Raw genomic sequence first — 19,509 nt, 5'->3', positions numbered from 1 at the left:
TTCGGGAACAGGCCGCGCGGTGGGCGGGACGATGGGTCCGCGCGGCCGGTCAGTGGGGTTTCGCGGGGCAGGGCCGGTTGGCGGTCTCGCGCCGGGGGGAGCCGCGCGGCGGGGATGGTGAGCGCGACGGGCGAGGGTGCGAATGCTGCGGCTGTCAGGCGGGTGGCCAGGGTGGCAGGCCCGCGGTCCGGCTGATGGCGCCGGCCAGCAGGGCGGCGATCTCGTGGCGGCGGATCAGGCGGGGGCGACGGGTGAGGGCGTCGGCCAGCCGGTCCGGGGTGGTGAGCCGCCGGGTGCAGGCCGTGGTGATCCAGCGCCGGGCCTCCTCGGCGTCGGTCGCGAGGGAGGCCAGGTCCAGGACGGTGTCCTCGACGCGGGTCTGGGGTGGCCGCCGCCGGGGGTCGCGGCGGGACGCCGCGTGCCGGGAGCGGTGGACCGCCATGGCGGGGTGGGGCCGGACCCGGCGATTCTCCGGGATGAGGATGTGGATCACGCCGGGGACGGTGGTGGCGAGGCCGGTCTCCTCGGCGGCCGACCGGTGGCAGAGCATGGCCCCGGCGCCGGAGTAGAGGACCGCCGCCCAGCGCATCGTGGCCGGTGGTGGCCGGCCGGTGAACGTCGCGTAGATCCCGGGCAGCAGCCGCTGCCAGTGGCCGGCCCGGATCAGCTCGTGCAGGTCGGTGGGGGAGAGCCCGTGCTGCAGGGCTTGCGGGCGGGTCACCGCTCCGCGCTGGCGCCGGCCGATCGCGTCCAGTTGAGTCATGGCCTGCACTGTGCCGCCCGCGCGGGTCGCTCGCACCGAGCCCTGTGGACAGACACCCGGTGTGGATAACTCCGGGCCGCGGATCCGCAGGTCGGAGCGAAAAAGCGCGGAGAGGCGGCAGCGGTAGGTGAGCCACGATCGACCGCAAGAACTGAGCCGGCGAGCGCAAGAAGAGAAGGTGCTGGTGAGCCGGGCGGCGGGAGACTGCTCCCGAAGTCCCGCCGGGCCCGGCTCACCTGATGCGTCGCGGACGCGCATTTTCCCGATGGCGTATCCCGCGACGGCTCCCCAGATCCACCTGCGGGCATGACGCTACGTGATGACCGCTGGCTGAAGGAAGCGCTGAACGTAAGCTCTGGACGTTAGTATGAGCCGATTTATCGGCTACTTGTCCCCTTTATCGGATATCAACTACTCCGCGTAACTGACAATCAGCGTAACGTTCGGTGATCAGGGTCGGGAGAATCCCAGCGCGTCGGCCGCCACCCCGGCACTGGCCAGGCTCGCCCCGTGGGTGACCAGGAAGGCCCGCACCCCCTCCGGCCGCCAGGACGACGGCCACCCCATCTCGACGACGGCGGTGGGCCAGGCCGCGGAAAGCTTCTCGGCCAGGTCCCGGCTGGCCGCCGCCTGGTGGACCCGGCGTCCGACCAGCACGATCGGCCGCCCGGCGGCACGCGAGACGAGTTCGTCGGCGGTGACTTCCGCGGCGAGAACGTCGATTTGCTCGATTCTGCCGAGGAACGGACGCAGACCCCACGGAATCTTGCCCTCGGCGATCGAGTGTCCGGTCACGAGCTGCACCACCAGGGGATCGGCGAGTGCCCCCGGTTCGCCCTCGACGAGAAGTGCGCGCCGAGCCGCGGCGATCCCCAGTTCACGGCCGGAGACCGAGGTGGCGACGGGGCCGGTGATGCGGGCGCGAGCCACCCACCCGGCGAGCTCGGCGTTGCGCTCGGCCGCCTGCTCGAGACGTACGCGCGGAAGTTGCTTCTCCGTCACCGCGAGGGCGACGTGGTCGGCGACCGCGACCACCAGCTCCCGATCCACCAGTGCGCCGATGCAGAGCAGGTCGGCGCCCGCGGCCAGCGCCGCGACGGCGGCCTGCGGGATGCCGCCCGCCGCGCCCGCCGCCCCGCGCATCTCCAGCGCGTCGGTGACGATCACGCCGCCGAAGCCGTATGCGGTCCGCAGCAGATCCTCCAGCGCGGCCCGGCTGAAGGTGGCCGGTCCGTCACCGGTCAGCGCCGGCACGCGGATGTGCGCGCTCATCACCGCGCGTGTCCCGGCCGCGACGGCCGCCGCGAACGGGGGCAGGTCACGCTCCCGGAGCACCGCGAGTGGCTCGTCGATCGTGGGAAGTTCCAGGTGGGAGTCGGTCACGGTGCCGCCGTGACCGGGGAAGTGCTTGGCGCACGCGGCGACGCCGGCCGACTGCAGTCCCTCGATCGCGGCCGCGCTGTGCCGTGCCACCAGCGCCGGGTCCGCGCCGAACGAACGGGTTCCGATGATCGGGTTCTCGGCGGCGGTGTTCACGTCGACCGTGGGGGCCAGGTCCAGGTTGACGCCGGCCGCGGCCAGGTCGTGGCCCATGGCGGCGTACACCTGGCGGGTGAGTTCGACGTCGTCGACCGCTCCGAGAGCGGAATTTCCGGGGTACGGGCTGCCGGTGCGATGACCCAGCCGGGTGACGTCGCCGCCCTCCTCGTCGATGGCGACGAGCACGTCGGAGCGCACGGACCGCAGTCGCGCGGTGAGCCGCGTCAGTTCGGGAACCGAGGGGACGTTCGTGCCGAACAGCGTGAACCCGGCCAGCCCGTCGGCGAGCAGGTCGAGTGCCCAGTCCGGCGCGGACGCCCCGGGGAACGCGGCGAGCAGGGTGCGCAGGGCGAGCCGGCGGAGCCCGGGGTCGACGGTCATGGTGTCCTTCCGGTGACGTTGCTCTGGCCACCGGAGGCCGCGAGCTGCCATGATCGCTCGGAGTCGATAGCCACCGTACGGACGGGCAACATTGCCGACCGTTACGCTGCGGCTGCATGCCGAGCGCCGCCACTGTAACAGGAAACAATCTTTATTATTAGGGGTACGACCATGGCCGCCACTCGCCTTCCGGGCACGCCCCGGTTGCTGCGCGCCCTCAACGACCGCGCGGCGCTCGACCTGCTGCTCTCCCGAGGGCCGTTGACCCGGGCCCAGCTCGGCGAGATGACCGGCCTCAGCAAGGTCACCGCCTCGCAGCTGGTCGAGCGGCTGGAGGAGCGCGGCCTGGTCCGGCGCGTCGGCGAGCAGGCCGGTGGCCGCGGGCCCAACGCGCAGCTCTACGCGGTCACCCCGAGCAGCGCGCACGTGATCGGCGTCGACGTCGGGCCGGACTCGGTGATCGCCGCCTGCGCCGACATCACCGGCGCGGTGATCGGCCGTTCCGAGCTGAGCACCAAGGACACCGACGACCCGGTCGGCGTCGTGCACCAGGCCGTGGTCCAGGCCGCGAGTGACGCCGGGACCGACATCACCTCGGTACGCCGGGTCGTGCTCGGCACCCCGGGCCTCGTCGACCCGCAGTCCGGCGAGATCTCCTTCGCCTGGGACCTGCCGCGCTGGCACCGGGGCCTGCTGGCCGACCTGCGGCGTGACCTGAGCACCCCGGTCGTGTTCGGCAACGACGTGAACCTCGCCGCCGTCGCCGAGTCGATCAGCGGCGCGGCCACCGGCGTGTCCGACTTCGCGCTGGTCTGGATCGGTCGCGGCGTCGGTCTGGCCAGCGTCATCGCCGGCCGCCTGCACCAGGGCGCGACCGGTGCCGCGGGCGAGATCGGCTACCTGCCGGTCGGTGGCGCCGAGGTGCCGCACAACGCGTCGAAGCGCGGCGTGAAGGGCGCGTTCCAGACGTTGGCGGCGGCCGAGGCGGTCAAGGCGATCGGCAAGCAGCACGGGTTCAAGGGCGCCGAGGCCGCCGACGTGGTGAGCGCCGCGGTCGCCGCCGGCGAGGCCGGAGAACCGGTGCTCGACGAGCTGGCCCGCCGCCTGGCGCTCGGTGTCGCCGCGACCTGCCTGGTGCTGGACCCGCCGCTGGTGGTGCTGGCCGGTGAGGTCGGCCGGGCCGGTGGGCCGGCGCTGGCCGACCGGGTGGAGCGGGAGGTGGCCGCGATAACACTGGTCTCGCCGAAGGTGGTGGTGACCGGGGTGGCGGCCGAGCCGGTGCTGCACGGCGCGCTGCACACCGCGCTGGACGCGGTCCGCGACGAGGTCTTCGGCTCCACGACGGACTGACGCGTGCCGGACACCGGCACGCCGCCGATTTGGCGGCCCGTGCACATGGTTGGATGGACGGCGTGCCGGAAGCTGCCGTAACCGTTCCGCCCGACGAGGACACCGTCATCGCGTTCGACCGCGTCACGGTCGTCCGCAGCGGGAATCACCTGATCAACAGCCTGTCCTGGCAGGTCGAGCTGGACGAGCGATGGGTGGTGCTGGGGCCGAACGGCGCCGGCAAGACCACCCTGCTCAACATCGCGTCCGGCCGGCTGCACCCGACCCGCGGCCAGGCCTGGGTCCTGGGTGACCGGCTGGGCCGCGTCGACGTCAACGAGCTGCGCACCCGGGTCGGGATCACCACCGGCCGGCTCGCCGACCGGATCCCGCCGGACGAGAAGGTGCTCGACGTCGTCGTCACCGCGGCCTGGTCGGTCGTCGGCCGCTGGCGGGAGGAGTACGACCCGCTGGACGTCCAGCGCGCCAGGCAGCTGCTCGCCCAGCTCGGCATGAGCGCGTTCGAGGACCGTGAGTTCGGCACCCTCTCCGAGGGCGAGCGCAAGCGCACCCAGATCGCCCGCGCGCTGATGACCGACCCCGAGCTGATGCTGCTCGACGAGCCGACCGCCGGCCTCGACCTGGGCGGGCGGGAAACGCTGATCGGGCACCTGACCGAGCTGGCGCTGGACCCCGACGCGCCGGCGATGGTGCTGGTCACGCACCACGTCGAGGAGATCCCGCCGGGCTTCACCCACGCGCTGCTGCTGCGCGAGGGCAGTGTCGTCGCGGCCGGGCTGCTCGGCGAGGTGATGACCGCGGAGAACCTGACCAAGACGTTCGGCCTGCCGCTGGTCGTGGACCGGTTCGGCGATCGGTACACGGCGCGGGCCGCGTGAGATGACGAAACGGGTCGCGGTCGTCGGCAGCGCCAACATGGACCTGGTCGGGCTGGCCGGGCACCTGCCCCGGCCGGGCGAGACCGTGCTCGGCGACGACTTCATGATGACGCCGGGCGGTAAGGGCGCCAACCAGGCGATCGCGGCCGCCCGGGCCGGTGGCACCACCACGTTCCTGGGCGCGATCGGGTCGGACTCGTTCGGGGTCACCCTGAGCGCGCGGCTGGCCGCGACCGGCGTCGACACCACCTACCTGCGCACCAGTTACGGCTCGTCCGGCGTTGCGGTGATCATGGTGGACCGGGCCGGGGAGAACGCGATCCTGGTCAGCCCGGGCGCCAACCGCACGTTCCTGGGCCTGACCGAGGAGGAGCGCGCCTGCGTCGCCGGCGCCGACGTCCTGCTCTGCCAGCAGGAGATCCCGCTGGCCACGGTCGCCGAGGCGCTGACCGCCGGCCGGGCCGCGGGCACGCGCACGATCCTGAACGCGGCGCCGGCCCGGGACCTGCCGGCCGGCCTGCTCGACCAGGTCGACCTGCTGGTGGTGAACGAGACCGAGGCCCGGGCGATCACCGGCGGCTCGGCGTCGGACATGGGTGCGCTGCTCGCGCTGGTGCCGCGGGTGGTGCTGACGCTCAGCGGCAACGGTTCGCGTTACGCCGACCGGGACGGGCAGGACGTGCACGTGCCGGCGTTCTCCGTCGAGGTGGCCGACACCACGGCCGCGGGTGACGCGTTCTGCGGTGCGCTCGCCGTCGCCTGGGCCGAGGGCCGGGACCTGGTCGAGGCCGTGCGCTGGGCGAACGCGGCCGGCGCGGCCTCGGTCCGCAAGGTCGGCGCCAGCAACGCGTTGCCCGAGCGCGCCGAGATCGAAGCCCTCTACCGAGCCTGAGGCCACCTGCCACGCTCTCGTCATCGACGGGCGAAATGCCGCCGAGCGGAGCGAGGCCGTCCAACCCAGCTCTAATACTCCCGGGCGGTGTGCAGGAACCGGGTGACCTCGGCACGCAGCACCTCGGCGAGCTGGGACAACCCGGTCGTGCCGGTCGCGCCGCCGCCGTCGACCGCCACCGCGATCCCGTCGATCAGTTGGTTGATCTCGCGGAAGCTGGCGCTGACCGCCTCGAGGACGCCGACCGCTTCGGCCGCCGCACTCTGGACCGTGTTGACCTGGCCCATGATCTTCTCGCTGGAGGCGCTGCTCTCGTTCGCGAGTTCCTTCACCTCGTTGGCGACGACGGCGAAGCCGCGCCCGGCCTCACCGGCCCGAGCGGCCTCGATCGTCGCGTTCAGCGCCAGCAGCCGGGTCTGCGAGGCCACCTGGTTGATCAGGTCGACGGCGTGCCGGATCTCCTCGGAGGCGCTGCGCAGCGAGGTGACCGTGCCCATGCCGCGCTCGGCGTCACTGACCGCGCCACGGGCGAACCGGGCCAGGTCGTTCGCGGACGCCCCCATCTCGGTCGCCGCGGTCGCCACCTGTTCCGAGACGGTGAGCACGGCCGACTCCAGCTCGTCGGCGAGTTGCAGCCGGGCCCGGTCGGCGGCGGCGATCCGGTCGGCGTTGCGGCGCATCGCGGTCACCGACGCGTTGATCTGCTCGGCCGAGGACTTGAACGTGCCCTGCAACCCGGTGGTCAGGAACCGGCGGTGGAAGCGTCCCTCGGCGGCCGCGGCGGAGGCGGCGCCGGCCTCCCGGGCGAACGCGTCCAGCCGGTCCAGCAGGTCGTTCAGCGCGCTGCGAGCGGCCAGCGCGACCTCCGAGTCACCGATCGGTTCCAGTCGCGCCTCGAAGTCACCTTCGGTCATCCGGCGGCAGGTGCCGGCGATGGCGGCCAGCGCGGACTCGTCCCGGGGCTCCACCCTCCTCATCGGCCCGGGCCGTTCGTCAGCGACCAGACCAGCTCGTCGTAGTCCATGCCGCGCTCGGCCAGGGCGTCCTGCAATGCTCGGTGACCGGCGGCGACCGCGTCCGGGGTGTGGGTCTGCCGGGACTCGGCGGCGCGGATCCCCGCGTAGAGGTCGCTGACCGCGGCGACCGCGGCGGGCGTGGGGCGGCGGCGGTTCGAGTGGTAGCCGACGACGCGGGCGCCGGCGCCGTAGGAGGGCGTGACGTGGGCCAGGACCCAGTAGTGCGCTCCGTCGGCGGCGAGGTTCAGGACGTACGCGAAAATTTCTTTCTGTTCTTCGAGGGTGTCCCAGAGCAGCTTGAAGACGGCGCGCGGCATGTCCGGATGCCGGATCAGGTTGTGGGGCCGGCCGACCGCCTCGTGCTCGGCCAGCGCGGAGACCCGCAGGAACACGTCGTTCGCGTAGGTGATCACGCCGCGCGGATCGGTCTTCGTCACGATCATCTCGTGATCGCCGAAGGTGCGCTCGATCCCGGTGGGCCGTATCCGCGTCGTTCTCATGATGTCTCGATGGTGCCGGTTCCGGTCCGGCTTTTACGACGAATCAGCGAGAAATCCGCAAGCCCCACGCGATCAGCGGAATCTGCAGCGGCAACCGTCCGAGAGCGATCGCGCGTTTCGCCGGCGACGCGTGCCGCCAGTCCCAGGCCATCTTCACGTTGGCCGGGAAGACCGCCGCGAACAGGGCCGCGGCGGCCAGGCCGCCGGCCTTTCTGGTCCGGGGATGCGCGATGCTCGCGGCCACTGCCAATTCACAGACCCCACTTATGTACGTCCATTGCCGCGCCGTTCCCGGCAACCCGCCCGGAACGATCGCGTCGAACGGTTTCGGCGCCACGAAATGCAGCACCCCCGTGGTCGCGAGGAGTGCTGCCAATCCAGCCTCGTCTTTGTTCATCGATGTACCGCCGGCTCCAATGCTCGTTGCAGGGCTCGGTAGACGCGGCCGAACCGTTGCGCGTTCGTCGTGCGCAGCAGCAGCACGTCACCGCCGCGGACCCGGCCCCAGATCTCCATCGTGCGGCTGCCGTGATCGTAGGAGCGGTCGACCCGCTCCAGGAGCAGGTCGGCGACCGGCACGACGGCCAGCCCGACCAGCACCCCGCCCAGGACCAGCGCGACCGTGTGCACCGCGCTCAGGTGCACGAGCAGCGCGATGCCGATCGCCAGGGCACCGACCGCCACCGGGATCAGGATCGCCAGGCCGAGCGCGCCCCGCTTGGCGATCACCGACCAGGAGCGGCTGCCCCGGGTGTGCCACACCCGGATCAGCTCGGGCAGGCGGAACTCCCGCCCGTTCATACGGACCCCGGACGAAGTGATCAGCACGTCCGGATCCCGGTAGTACGTGGTCATCTCTCCTCCCCGGGAACCCAATTTATCCGGTACCCGTCGTAGGCTGGCGCCCAAACGGCTACCGGCGGAGGTTGGCGTGGGCGAGTTCGTACGGCTGGAGATCGCGGACGGGATCGGCACGATCCGGCTCGAACGGCCGCCGATGAACGCGCTGAACACGCAGGTCCAGGAGGAACTGCGGGAAGCGGCGACGACCGCGGGCGGCGACCCGGCGGTGCGCGCCGTGATCGTCTGGGGCGGGGAGAAGGTGTTCGCCGCCGGCGCCGACATCACGGAATTCACGACTGTCAGCTATCAGCACATGGTGGGCCGGGCCGCGGCCCTCTCCGGGGCGTTCGACGCGGTCGCGCGGATCCCCAAGCCGGTGGTCGCGGCGGTCACCGGGTTCGCCCTGGGCGGCGGCTGCGAGCTAGCCCTGGCCTGCGACTGGCGGGTCGTCGCCGACGACGCGAAGCTCGGCCAGCCGGAGATCAGGCTCGGCATCATCCCGGGCGCCGGTGGTACGCAGCGACTGGCCCGGCTGATCGGCCCGGCCCGCGCCAAGGAGCTGATCTTCTCGGGCCGGATGGTCGAGGCCGACGAAGCCCTGCGGATCGGCCTGGCCGACCGGGTGGTCCCGGCCGACCGGGTGTACGCGACCGCCACCGACCTGGTCCGGCCGTACGTGACCGGTCCGGCCCTCGCACTGCGTGCCGCCAAGCAGGCCGTCGACGCGGGCCTGAGCATGGACCTCGCGGCCGGTCTGGCGCTGGAGTCGCACCTGTTCGCGGGCCTGTTCGCCACCGACGATCGGGTGGAGGGAACCACCGCTTTCGTCGAGAAGCGCAAGCCGAAGTTCACCGGACAGTAGTCACGCCCTCTACCCGTCACAGGCACCGCCTAGACTGCGCACATGTCCATCGACCAGGGTGGTCCGAAGTACGCCCTCGGCATCGACTTCGGCACCTCGAACACCGTCGCCGTCGCGCGGTGGCCGGACGGGCGGGCCCGGCCGATCCTGGTCGACGGCTCCCCGCTGCTGCCGTCCGCGGTCTACGCCGACGCCGACGGGAACCTGCTGGTCGGCCGGGATGCGGTGCACAGCGCCCGGCTCGAGCCGGCCCGCTTCGAGCCGAACCCGAAACGTCGCGTCGACGACGGCCTGGTCCTGCTCGGCGAGCGCGAGTTCGAGGTGGTCGACCTGATCGCCGGGGTGCTCGCCCGGGTGGTCGAGGAGTGGCATCGCGCGGTCGGGCCGTACCGGCCGGAGACCACGCTCACCTGCCCGGCGACCTGGGGCGCGGCCCGGCGGACCCTGCTCGCCGAGGCGGCCGCCCGGGCCGGTCTCTCCGGTGCGCGGCTGGTCGCCGAGCCGGTCGCCGCCGCCACCTACTTCGCCGAGGTGCTCGGGCGCGACGTGCCGATCGGTTCGGTGCTGATGGTGCACGACTTCGGGGCCGGCACGTTCGACGCCAGCCTCGTCTCGCGGACCGCGACCGGCTTCGAGGTGCTCGCCGTCGACGGGCGCGACGACATCGGTGGCCTCGACGTGGACGCGGCACTCGTCGAGCACCTGCAGACCGACGCGTGGCAGCGCCTGCTGGAGCCGTCCACGGTCGAGGAACGCCGGGCCCGCCGCGCGCTCTGGGACGACGTGCGGATCGCCAAGGAGCGGCTCTCCCGCGCCCAGTCGGCGGACTTCGTGGTGCCGCTGCTCGACGCCGAGGTGCACCTCACCCGCGACGAGCTGGAGGAGGTCGCCCGCCCGGTGCTGGAGCAGACCGTCCGGATCACGCGGAACCTGCTGAAGTTCGCCGACCTGCCGGCGGGCCGGCTGGCCGGGGTGTTCCTGGTCGGCGGGGCCAGCCGGATCCCGCTGATGGCCACCCTGCTGCACCGCGAGCTGGGCGAGCCGCCGGTCGTCATCGAGCAGCCCGAGCTGGTCGTCGCCGAGGGCAGCATCCTGGCCGAGGCGGCGCTGCTGACCTCCGAGCCGGCCGCGCCCGGCCCGACCGCGATGCTGCGGCTGCCCTCGCAGACCATGCCGGCGGAGGCGCCCGGCCCGGAGCCGGTTCCCGACGACCCGCCGGTCGCGACCCAGCCGGTGCCGGCGACGTCGATCCCGGAGGCGGCCGGGGTGGTCGAGGACGCGCCGCTGGGCGACACCTTCTCCGAGCCGACCGGGGAGACCCCGGTGCCCGCCGTGAGCCTGCCGGTCCGCAAGCCCGGGGCGGCCGTCGCCGAGGCGGCACCGGTCGACAACCGGGAGACCGAGATCCGGCCCGAGCTCGTCGTCCCGCTGCACATGCGGCCGCCGGTCGACCCGTGGCCGGACGCGGACCCGCCGCACTGGCGGCCGGACCCGGACGCGACGGTGCCGACCAGCCCGCCACCGCTGGAGGGGCGCACGCCGCTGCCGCCGCGGACGGATGCCGTACCGAAGAAGACGAAGCCGGCCCCGGCGCGGCCGACCCACCCGGTGATGCCGCAGTCCCGCCCGATTCCGCAGCCGCGTCCGGTTCCGCAGTCCCGCCCGGTTCCGCAGGCCACGCCGGTCTCCGGCCGGGCCGTGGTCGCGCCACCGCGCCCGGCGCCGAAGGCGGAGAAGAAGCGCAAGGCGGCCGCGCCGCGGCCGGCCCGGCGGCGGAACCCGTTCCTGCGGTTCCTGCAGGTGCTGCTCAGCCTGCTGACGATGATCTGCGTCCCGCTGGCCGCGCTGATCCTGGCGTACGGGTACGGCAACGGTGAGCCGTGGCAGAAGGACGCCGTCGACGTCTTCACCGACATCGCGAAGTTGCTGCACATCCAGGGGTGATCCGGGGCATGCCGATCGAGGGGCACGGTGGCGAGCTGGCGCTGGCCGCGTTGCGCGCGGCCGGCGTGACCGAGATGTTCACGCTCTCCGGCGGGCACGTGTTCCCGCTCTACGCGGCCGCCCACGAGTCCGGCTTCGGGCTCTACGACGTGCGGCACGAGCAGTCCGCGGTCTTCGCCGCCGAGGCGGTCGCCAAGTTGCGGCGCCGCCCCGGAGTGGCCGTGCTCACCGCCGGTCCCGGTGTGACGAACGGCATCTCCGCTCTGACCAGTGCCCACTTCAACGGCTCGCCGGTGCTGGTGCTGGGCGGTCGCGCACCCGAGTTCCGCTGGGGTGCGGGCAGCCTGCAGGAGCTTGACCACGTGCCGCTGGTCGCGCCGGTGACCAGGCACGCGGCGACCGTCCGCGACACCGGCGGGATCCCCGGCGCGATCACCGCGGCCCTGACCACGGCGCTGACCCCGCACCGCGGGCCGGTCTTCCTCGACCTCCCGCTGGACGTGATCTTCTCGTCCGGTGCGGCGGCCGAGCCCGTCGCGCCCGTGATCCCGGTCCTCGAACCGGACCCCGACCTGGTCGATCGGGCCGCCCGGCTGCTGCGGGAGGCGGAACGGCCGGTGATCGTGGCCGGTTCCGACGTCTGGGCCGGCGACGCGATCGACGAGCTGCGGGCCGCGGCCGAGGCGTTGCGGGTGCCGGTCTTCACCAACGGGATGGGACGGGGCGCACTGCCGCCGGGGCATCCGCTGGCGTTCTCGCGGGCGCGGCGGGTCGCGCTCGACGCGGCCGACGTCGTCGCCGTGATCGGGACGGCGCTGGACTTCCGGCTGGGCTTCGGCGACTTCGGCGCGGAAACCCGGATCGTCCACGTCGTCGACTCGCCGGCCGGGCGGGCGACGCACGTCACCCCGGCCGTCTCGCCCGCCGGGGACCTGCGGCTGATCCTCGCCGGGCTGGCCGCGCGGACCGCGGACCACGCGGAGTGGATCGCCGGGCTGCGGGCGGCCGAGGATGCCGCCCGGGCGCGCGACGCCGAGGCGACGAGCGCCGGGACGGACCCGATCGCGCCGGCGCGGGTCTACGGGGAACTGCGGAAAGTGCTCGCCCCGGACGCGGTGACGATCGGGGACGGTGGGGACTTCGTGTCGTACGCCGGGCGGTTCCTGGAGCCGTCGCAGCCCGGCACCTGGCTCGACCCGGGGCCGTACGGATGCCTCGGCACCGGTCTCGGATACGCCATGGGGGCCCGGGTCACCTACCCCGACCGGCAGATCTGCGTGCTGATGGGGGACGGCGCGGCCGGGTTCTCACTGATGGACGCGGAATCACTGGCCCGGCAGCGGCTGCCCGTGGTGATCGTGGTCGGCAACAACGGGATGTGGGGGCTGGAGAAACATCCGATGCGGGCCATGTACGGCTTCGACGTGGCCGCCGACCTGCAGCCGGGCCTGCGCTACGACGACGTGGTCCGGGCGCTCGGCGGCGCGGGCGAGACGGTGACGAGGGCGGACGGGCTCGGCCCGGCGTTGCGGCGCGCGTTCGACGCCGGCGTGCCTTACCTGGTGAACGTGCTGACCGACCCGGCCGACGCTTACCCCCGGTCCTCGTCCCTGGCCTGAGGCTTGTCGTCGTGGGCCGGCGGGGCCGGTGGCTCCTCGTCCCGGCGCAGCTCGCGCTCCCACTGGGCGAGCAGCTCCCGGTCGCGGCGGGACTGCTCGGTGTTCATCGACCGCAGGAACTCCGGGTCGTCGTCGGGCGAGGACGGCCGGGCGGCGGGTCGCCGGGCAGTCCGGTCGACCGGGCGGCCCCACAGGAAATAGGCGATCGGCCCGGCCAGCGGGACGAGCACCACGATCAGCACCCAGAGCGCCCGCGGCAGGGCATGCACGCGCTCCGCCGACAGGGACCCGATGAGCGCCAGGATCAGCAGCACGAGCGCGACCGCGGCGACGAGGATCAACAACCGGACCATGGGGCAATGATGCCCCGCCCGCGGCCGCCCGGCGACGATCAGAGCATGACAACCAAACCACCGATGACCGCGAAGGCCGCGGTGATCAGCGCGTAGGCGCGAATCGTGCGGGCCGCGGGCCGGGGCGGACGCACCCGCAGCCCCGGTGCGCGGTGCAGGGCGAGCCCGATCAGCGCGGCCCAGCCGGCCATCGCGGCGGCCGCGATCAGCCACTGCGCCGGGCCGGCATCGGGGTGGAAGGCGGGACGGGCGGCGAGCAGGGCCACGACGGCCGCGGACAGGCCGGTGCGGCGCCAGGCCAGCCGGGTACGTTCCGGGGCGGCGCCCGGGTCACGGGGCACGGGGTCAGGCCACCATCCGGTAGATCACGGTGACGACCAGCACCAGCGCACCGAGTGCGACGACGATCGACAGGACCGCCGGGAACCGGGACCGCGGAAGGTCGCGCCCGAGCCGCATCGCCCGCTCGGCCCGCGCCCAGTGATCGACAGCACGCAGCGCCACCATCCCGCCGAGAACCAGCAGTGTGATCGCGATGATCTCGCGCAGCCGGGCGATCGGCAGCGGCGGCAGGAACTGCGCGCAGGCCAGGCCGCCGGCGATCAGGGCCAGACCGGTCCGGATCCAGGCCAGGAACGTCCGCTCGTTGGCCAGGGAGAACCGATAGTCCGGAGTAGTGCCCTCGGAATGGGCGCTCTCCGGGTCGAACCATTGGGTCAGGCCACCGAACACGTGCCGATTATTGACCCGATCGGTCAAGAAGGCGGGTGCCACAGATTGCGTACTTCGTCACTCACACACGCTTCCCGTGGACGCCCGCAGCGGCACCAGGGAGAGTCGGGACCGGACCGGCCATGGGACTGCGGCTCCGCGCTCTTCGCGTTTGGGAGAAGATGAGAGCCGGGCAGGTTCACAGCATCCAAGAGTGTTGCGTTGCGGCCGGACATGTCATGAAACCTCCTCCTGGCGATGCTAGTGAGGTGGGTCACTCCGGGTGGCTGGCAACAGCAAAGCTACTGGCGGGTAACCTTGCCGACACGGTTCCAGTCGGGCCGCGCGCGGCCGGGCTGGGCCGGCCGACAGACCGGCTCGACCGCAACGGTGCGTTCAATACAGGAGGGTCAATAGCGCGATGAATATCGTCGTACTGGTGAAGCAGGTGCCCGACTCCGGTGCCGAGCGCACCCTGAGCGCGAGCGACAACACCGTCGAGCGCGGCTCGGCGAGCAACGTCATCAACGAGATGGACGAGTACGCCATCGAGGAGGCGTTGAAGATCAAAGAGGCGCACGGCGGCGAGGTGACCGTGCTGACGGTCGGCCCGGCCGGCGCGACCGACTCGATCCGCAAGGCGCTCTCCATGGGCCCCGACAAGGCCGTCCACGTCGCGGACGACGCCCTGCACGGCTCCTGCGCGGTGGCCACCTCCAAGGTGCTCGCCGCCGCCCTCGGCACGCTGAACGCCGACCTGATCCTGTGTGGCGCCGAGTCCACCGACGGCCGGGTCCAGGTCCTCCCGCACATGCTGGCCGAGCGCCTGGGCGTGGCCGCGCTGACCGGCGCGCGCAAGCTCACGGTCGACGGTTCGCAGCTGACCATCGAGCGGCAGACCGACGAGGGGTACGAGGTGGTCACCGCCGCCACGCCCGCGATCGTCAGCGTCTGGGACACCATCAACGAGCCGCGGTACCCGTCCTTCAAGGGCATCATGGCCGCCAAGAAGAAGCCGCTGCAGAGCCTGTCCCTGGGTGACCTGGGCGTGGCCGGTGACGAGGTCGGCTTCGCCGGCGCCACCAGCCAGGTCCTGGAGTGGACCAAGCGTCCGGCCCGCTCCGGCGGCGCGAAGGTCACCGACGAGGGCAACGGCGGCGAGCAGCTCGTCGCGTACCTCGCCACCGAGAAGTTCGTCTGAGAAGGGGTCTCGTCATGGCTGAAGTACTCGTTGTCGTCGAGGCCGGCGTCAAGAAGGTCACGCTCGAGATGCTCACGATCGCTCGTGGGCTCGGCGAGGTGTCCGCGGTCGTGTTCGGCGAGGCCGACCAGGCCAAGCTCGCCGAGTTCGGCGCGGCCAAGATCTACACCGCGTCCGGTGCGGACGTGCTGGACCACGGTGCCGCCCCCAAGGCGACCGCCGTGGCCGAGCTGGTCAAGCGCGTCTCCCCGGCCGCCGTGCTGCTCGCCTCCACCCAGGAGGGCAAGGAGATCGCCGGTCGGCTGGCCGTCAAGCTGGACAACGGCCTGCTCACCGACGCGGTCGACGTGGCCGCCGACGGCACTGCCACGCAGGTGGTCTTCGCCGGCTCCACGATCGTCAAGTCCAAGGTCACCAAGGGCCTGCCGATCGTGACCGTCCGTCCGAACTCGACCACGCCGGTCGCCGCCGCGGCCACCCCGGCCGTCGAGGAACTGACGGTCGCCGTCAGCGACGCGGACAAGCTGGCCACGGTCACGCAGCGCGTCGCCGAGCAGAAGGGCTCGCGCCCGGAGCTGACCGAGGCCGGCATCGTCGTCTCCGGCGGTCGCGGCGTGGGCAACGCCGACAACTTCAAGCTGGTCGAGGAGCTGGCCGACCTGCTCGGCGGCGCCGTCGGCGCGTCGCGTGCGGCCGTCGACTCGGGCTACTACCCGCACCAGTTCCAGGTCGGCCAGACCGGCAAGACGGTGTCCCCGCAGCTCTACGTGGCTCTGGGCATCTCCGGCGCGATCCAGCACCGGGCCGGCATGCAGACCTCGAAGACGATCGTCGCGGTCAACAAGGACGGCGAGGCGCCGATCTTCGAGCTCGCCGACTTCGGTGTCGTCGGCGACCTGTTCAAGGTCGTCCCGCAGGCGGCCGACGAGATCCGCAAGCGGAAGTAGGACCACGCTTCTGGTCACGGCCCGGCGGTCCTCCGCCGGGCCGTTTCCGTTTTCCCGTACGACATTGCCGGCGCCCGCCGTCAGGCGACCCGGCCCCGGCCCGTCCGTGCCCACGGCGGACCTCGGGTGCGGAGTGATCGTGCGCACCCGTGGGCCGGGAACAATCAGAACCCGTCGTCGGGTTCGTGCTGTGAGCGGGACCACCCACGGACGTCGCCCTGGAGGGCTGAGCGTTCTGGGCGCCCTGCGCCCTGCTCGGCCCGGAAGGGTCCCCGCGGGAGCGGCGAAGAGGGACCACAGCGGAGACAGGCAACAAAGAATTTGATCTTCTGTATTGGTCCTGTTCTACGTTGTGCAGGCCGGGGAATGCGGGGCGGGACGGCGAAGGTTGCTTCGAGAAACAGGTTCTAGAGTGGGAACAATGGCCTACCTCGATCATGCGGCTACCACGCCGATGCTGCCCGCCGCGCTGGACGCCTACGCGGCCGCCGCGCGGGCGATCGGCAACCCGTCGTCCCTGCACGCGGCCGGGCGCGGCGCCCGGCGGATGGTCGAGGAGTCGCGGGAGCGGATCGCCGCGGTGATCGGCGCGCGGCCCTCCGAGGTGATCTTCACCGGCGGAGGGACCGAAGCGGACAATCTCGCCACCAAGGGCATCTTCTGGGCGCGGCGGGACGAGGATCCCAGGCGGTTGCGCGTCGTGGCGTCGGCGGTGGAGCACCACGCGGTGCTGGACGCGGTCGACTGGCTGGGGCGGCACGAGCACGCGACCGTGAGCTACCTGCCGGTGGACGCCGCCGGGCGGGTCGACCCGGACGGGTTCGCCGAGCTGGTCCGCGCCCACGGCGACGAGCTGGCGGTGGTCAGCGTGCAGTGGGCGAACAACGAGGTCGGCACGGTGCAGCCGGTTCCGGAGCTGGCCGCGCTGGCCGGCGAGGCCGGCGTCCCGTTCCACACCGACGCGGTGCAGGCGGTCGGGCAGGTGCCGGTCGACTTCGCCGGGAGTGGCGTGGCGGCTCTCACACTGACCGGGCACAAACTGGGTGGACCGGTCGGGACCGGCGCGCTGGTGCTGGGGCGTGACGTGCGCTGCACCCCGCTGCTGCACGGCGGTGGCCAGGAACGCGACGTGCGGTCCGGGACGCTGGACACTCCCGGCGTGGTGGCGTTCGCGGTGGCGGTCGAGGCGACCGTGCGGGCCCGCCTGGAGTATGCGGACCGCGTCGCCGTCCTGCGCGACGAGATGGTCCGGCGGGTGCTCGCGGCGGTGCCGGACGCGATCTACAACGGCGACCCGGAGCGACGGCTGCCCGGCAACGCCCACTTCTCCTTCCCCGGCTGCGAGGGAGACGCGTTGCTGCTGCTCCTGGACGCGCAGGGGATCTACTGCTCGACCGGCTCGGCCTGCTCGGCCGGGGTCGCGCAGCCCAGCCACGTGCTGCTGGCGATGGGCGCCGACGACGCCCGGGCGCGGTCGTCGCTGCGGTTCTCGCTGGGGCACGACAGCACCGAGGCGGATCTGGACGCGCTGCTGGCCGCGCTGCCGGGCGTGGTCGAGCGCGCCCGCCGGGCGGGCGCCTGGAAGACACCCAGATAGGCTGGCTTCATGCGAGTTCTTGCGGCCATGTCCGGCGGTGTCGACTCCGCGGTCGCCGCGGCCCGTGCCAAGGAGGCCGGGCACGACGTGACCGGCGTGCACCTGGCGCTGGCGCGTAACCCACAGACGTATCGGACCGGCGCGCGCGGCTGCTGCACGCTGGAGGACTCGCGCGACGCGCGGCGGGCCGCCGACGTGATCGGCATCCCGTTCTACGTGTGGGACATGGCCGACGAGTTCCACGCGAGCGTCGTCGACGACTTCGTCGAGGAGTACGCGGCCGGCCGCACGCCGAACCCGTGCCTGCGCTGCAACGAGAAGATCAAGTTCGAGGCCGTGCTGGACCGGGCCGTGGCGCTCGGGTTCGACGCGGTCGTCACCGGGCACCACGCGCGGCTCGGGGCCGACGGCCTGCTGCGGCGCAGCGTCGACCTGGCCAAGGACCAGTCGTATGTGCTGGCCGTGCTGACCCGCGCGCAGCTGGACCGGGCGATGTTCCCGCTCGGCGACTGGACCAAGGAGCGCGTGCGGGCCGAGGCGGCCGAGCGCGGGCTGGCCGTGGCCGACAAGCCGGACTCGCACGACATCTGCTTCATCGCGGACGGGGACACCCGCGGGTTCCTGGAGGGGCGGCTCGGGTCCGCGCCCGGGGACATCGTCGACGGGCGCAGCGGGGAGAAGCTGGGCACGCACAACGGGGCCTACGGGTACACGATCGGCCAGCGGAAGGGCCTCAACCTGCGGGTTCCCGCGGCGGACGGGCGGCCGCGGTATGTCCTTTCGATCACTCCGGTGACGAACACGGTGACGGTCGGGCCGCGCGAGGATCTCGAGGTCGACACGGTGACCGCGACCCGGCCCGTCTGGCACGAAATCTCGGGAAACGTTCGGTGCGAGGTGCAGCTGCGGGCTCACGGTGAGGTGGTTCCGGCCTCCGTGGTCGTCGCCGACGGCGGGCTGACCGCGACCCTGGAGGCGCCGGCTCGGGGAGTCGCCGCAGGTCAGGCCATCGTGGCGTACAAGCCGGACCCGGACGGGGACATCGTGCTCGGGTCGGCCACGATCACGGCGGGCACCCGGTCCACCGGCGCCCGGGAGTCGGCGCATGCCTGACTTCCCGTGGCCGGCCGGGTCCGCCACCGGCATCGGCTCCCTGCCCGGCACCGACGTCGCCGAGGCGCAGCGCATCGTGATCGGCGAGCTGCCGAACCTGCCGCACCTTCCCGAGCTGCCCGAGCGCGGCCCGGGGGCGGACCTCGTCGGCCGCGGCGCCGGGTTCCTGGTCGAGCTGCCGGTGCAGCTCTACGCCGGGCGCTGGCAGATCGCCGGCCGCCCCGGGAAAGACCTGCGGCGCACCGCCGACCTGCTGGAACGCGACCTGGACCAGCTGACCGAGCAGGCCGACGGGTTCACCGGGACCGTCAAGATCCAGGCGGCCGGGCCGTGGACCCTCGCCGCGTCGCTCGACCTGCCGATCGGCGGGCGGATGCTGCGCGACCCGGGCGCGGTCCGCGACCTGACCGACTCGCTCGTCGAGGGGCTCCGGCGGCACGTGGCCGACGTGCGCAAACGTCTGCCCGGGGCGACCGTGCTGCTGCAGCTGGACGAGCCGTCACTGCCGGCCGTGCTGGCCGGGCGGGTGCCGACCGAGAGCGGGCTCAGCGCGTACCGGAAGGTCGACGGCCCGGACGCCACGGCCCGGCTGCGGACCGTGGTGGAAGCGCTGGACACCCCGGTCGTGGTGCACTGCTGCGCGTCCGACGTGCCGTGGCCGGTGATCCGGGACGCCGGGTTCACCGCCGCCGCCTTCGACCTGTCGCTGCTCAAGGAGCTGGACCCGGTGGGCGAGGCGATCGAGGCCGGGCTGGGCCTGTTCGTGGGCGCGGCGCCGACCCGGCCGGCCGCCGGTGAACGGCCGGAGTCGAAGCGGATCGCCGAACGCGTGCAGAAACTGTGGAGCCGGCTCGGCTTCCCCGCCGCGCGACTGGCGGAACAGGTGGTGATCACGCCGGCCTGCGGGCTGGCCGGGGCCACGCCGGGTTACGTTCGTGCCCTGCTCAAGGCGGTTCACGAAGCCGGGCGGCGGATCTCCGAGGTGTGAGCCCCGAAATTG

20 protein-coding genes are annotated in these 19,509 nt (G+C 72.8%); 11 read left to right on the top strand and 9 right to left on the bottom strand.

All coding sequences use genetic code 11. The features are described from left to right. Positions 1-154: 154 nt before the first annotated feature. Both ACH442_RS09070 and ACH442_RS09065 read right to left on the bottom strand, forming a co-directional pair. On the bottom strand, positions 155-763 hold the full coding sequence (locus ACH442_RS09070; protein ID WP_396337392.1) for a type IV toxin-antitoxin system AbiEi family antitoxin domain-containing protein: 609 nt from the start codon (positions 761-763) through the stop codon (positions 155-157). 450 nt (positions 764-1,213) lie between these two features. Continuing rightward, positions 1,214-2,683 carry a glycoside hydrolase family 3 protein gene (locus ACH442_RS09065; protein ID WP_396337391.1) on the bottom strand — a complete coding sequence of 490 codons (1,470 nt, stop codon included), beginning with the start codon at positions 2,681-2,683 and terminating at the stop codon, positions 1,214-1,216. A 171-nt stretch (positions 2,684-2,854) separates the two neighbouring features. On the opposite strand from ACH442_RS09065, the gene ACH442_RS09060 reads away from it, so the two are divergent. From ACH442_RS09060 to ACH442_RS09050, 3 genes are read left to right on the top strand one after another with little or no spacing between them, the layout of a single operon-like run. Beyond that, positions 2,855-4,033, top strand: coding sequence for an ROK family protein (locus ACH442_RS09060; protein ID WP_396337390.1), 1,179 nt, complete (start codon positions 2,855-2,857; stop codon positions 4,031-4,033). Positions 4,034-4,086: 53 nt separating this feature from the next. After that, the gene (locus ACH442_RS09055) at positions 4,087-4,911 is read left to right on the top strand and encodes an ABC transporter ATP-binding protein (protein ID WP_396337389.1); all 825 of its coding nucleotides are present in this window, start codon (positions 4,087-4,089) and stop codon (positions 4,909-4,911) included. Between the two features lies 1 nt (position 4,912). Further along, positions 4,913-5,803, top strand: a complete 891-nt coding sequence (locus ACH442_RS09050) for a ribokinase (RefSeq protein ID WP_396337388.1) — start codon at positions 4,913-4,915, stop codon at positions 5,801-5,803. A 71-nt stretch (positions 5,804-5,874) separates the two neighbouring features. Here the strand turns inward: ACH442_RS09050 and ACH442_RS09045 are convergent, their stop codons facing one another. The 4 genes from ACH442_RS09045 to ACH442_RS09030 are packed head-to-tail and all read right to left on the bottom strand — an operon-like array spanning position 5,875 to position 8,174. Further along, the gene (locus ACH442_RS09045; RefSeq protein WP_396337387.1) at positions 5,875-6,780 is read right to left on the bottom strand and encodes a methyl-accepting chemotaxis protein; all 906 of its coding nucleotides are present in this window, start codon (positions 6,778-6,780) and stop codon (positions 5,875-5,877) included. Then, positions 6,777-7,319, bottom strand: coding sequence for a PAS domain-containing protein (locus ACH442_RS09040; protein ID WP_396337386.1), 543 nt, complete (start codon positions 7,317-7,319; stop codon positions 6,777-6,779). The genes ACH442_RS09045 and ACH442_RS09040 overlap by 4 nt, the downstream gene beginning before the upstream one ends. 43 nt (positions 7,320-7,362) lie before the next feature. Further along, entirely contained in the window at positions 7,363-7,716 is a 354-nt protein-coding gene (locus ACH442_RS09035) for a hypothetical protein (protein ID WP_396337385.1), read from the bottom strand. Beyond that, positions 7,713-8,174 carry a DUF6232 family protein gene (locus ACH442_RS09030; RefSeq protein WP_396337384.1) on the bottom strand — a complete coding sequence of 154 codons (462 nt, stop codon included), beginning with the start codon at positions 8,172-8,174 and terminating at the stop codon, positions 7,713-7,715. Before ACH442_RS09030 ends, ACH442_RS09035 begins: the two co-directional genes overlap by 4 nt. A 76-nt stretch (positions 8,175-8,250) precedes the next feature. Here ACH442_RS09030 and ACH442_RS09025 point away from each other — a divergent pair, with 76 nt between their 5' ends. Genes ACH442_RS09025 through ACH442_RS09015 form a run of 3 tightly spaced genes read left to right on the top strand, consistent with a single transcriptional unit; the run spans position 8,251 to position 12,587 of the window. After that, positions 8,251-9,024: an enoyl-CoA hydratase/isomerase family protein gene (locus ACH442_RS09025; protein WP_396337383.1), complete on the top strand. Its 774-nt coding sequence runs from the start codon at positions 8,251-8,253 to the stop codon at positions 9,022-9,024. 42 nt (positions 9,025-9,066) lie between these two features. Then, entirely contained in the window at positions 9,067-10,968 is a 1,902-nt protein-coding gene (locus tag ACH442_RS09020; protein ID WP_396337382.1) for an Hsp70 family protein, read from the top strand. A gap of 8 nt (positions 10,969-10,976) precedes the next feature. After that, the gene (locus ACH442_RS09015; protein ID WP_396337381.1) at positions 10,977-12,587 is read left to right on the top strand and encodes an acetolactate synthase; all 1,611 of its coding nucleotides are present in this window, start codon (positions 10,977-10,979) and stop codon (positions 12,585-12,587) included. Here the strand turns inward: ACH442_RS09015 and ACH442_RS09010 are convergent. Genes ACH442_RS09010 through ACH442_RS09000 form a run of 3 tightly spaced genes read right to left on the bottom strand, consistent with a single transcriptional unit; the run spans position 12,560 to position 13,672 of the window. Then, the gene (locus ACH442_RS09010) at positions 12,560-12,940 is read right to left on the bottom strand and encodes a PLD nuclease N-terminal domain-containing protein (RefSeq protein WP_396337380.1); all 381 of its coding nucleotides are present in this window, start codon (positions 12,938-12,940) and stop codon (positions 12,560-12,562) included. The two genes, ACH442_RS09015 and ACH442_RS09010, sit on opposite strands and share 28 nt — an antisense overlap. 38 nt (positions 12,941-12,978) lie before the next feature. Continuing rightward, entirely contained in the window at positions 12,979-13,281 is a 303-nt protein-coding gene (locus ACH442_RS09005; RefSeq protein WP_396337379.1) for a DUF202 domain-containing protein, read from the bottom strand. 4 nt (positions 13,282-13,285) lie between these two features. Then, on the bottom strand, positions 13,286-13,672 hold the full coding sequence (locus tag ACH442_RS09000; RefSeq protein WP_396337378.1) for a YidH family protein: 387 nt from the start codon (positions 13,670-13,672) through the stop codon (positions 13,286-13,288). A gap of 400 nt (positions 13,673-14,072) precedes the next feature. On the opposite strand from ACH442_RS09000, the gene ACH442_RS08995 reads away from it, so the two are divergent. The 5 genes from ACH442_RS08995 to ACH442_RS08975 all read left to right on the top strand — a co-directional run bounded on the left by ACH442_RS08995 (position 14,073) and on the right by ACH442_RS08975 (position 19,497). Further along, a complete protein-coding gene (locus ACH442_RS08995; RefSeq protein WP_396337377.1) occupies positions 14,073-14,852 on the top strand; it encodes an electron transfer flavoprotein subunit beta/FixA family protein in 780 nt (259 codons plus the stop codon). A gap of 14 nt (positions 14,853-14,866) precedes the next feature. Then, on the top strand, positions 14,867-15,799 hold the full coding sequence (locus tag ACH442_RS08990; protein ID WP_396337376.1) for an electron transfer flavoprotein subunit alpha/FixB family protein: 933 nt from the start codon (positions 14,867-14,869) through the stop codon (positions 15,797-15,799). A gap of 421 nt (positions 15,800-16,220) precedes the next feature. Then, entirely contained in the window at positions 16,221-17,396 is a 1,176-nt protein-coding gene (locus ACH442_RS08985) for a cysteine desulfurase family protein (RefSeq protein ID WP_396337375.1), read from the top strand. Positions 17,397-17,405: 9 nt separating this feature from the next. Next, a complete protein-coding gene (gene mnmA / locus ACH442_RS08980; protein ID WP_396337374.1) occupies positions 17,406-18,509 on the top strand; it encodes a tRNA 2-thiouridine(34) synthase MnmA in 1,104 nt (367 codons plus the stop codon). Further along, positions 18,502-19,497, top strand: a complete 996-nt coding sequence (locus ACH442_RS08975; RefSeq protein WP_396337373.1) for a methionine synthase — start codon at positions 18,502-18,504, stop codon at positions 19,495-19,497. The genes mnmA and ACH442_RS08975 overlap by 8 nt, the downstream gene beginning before the upstream one ends. Positions 19,498-19,509: the final 12 nt, after the last annotated feature.

The sequence above is a fragment of the Actinoplanes sp. NPDC020271 genome, from assembly GCF_044388125.1.
GTDB lineage: Bacteria > Actinomycetota > Actinomycetes > Mycobacteriales > Micromonosporaceae > Actinoplanes.
This window is presented reverse-complemented; position numbering and strand designations above follow the sequence as displayed.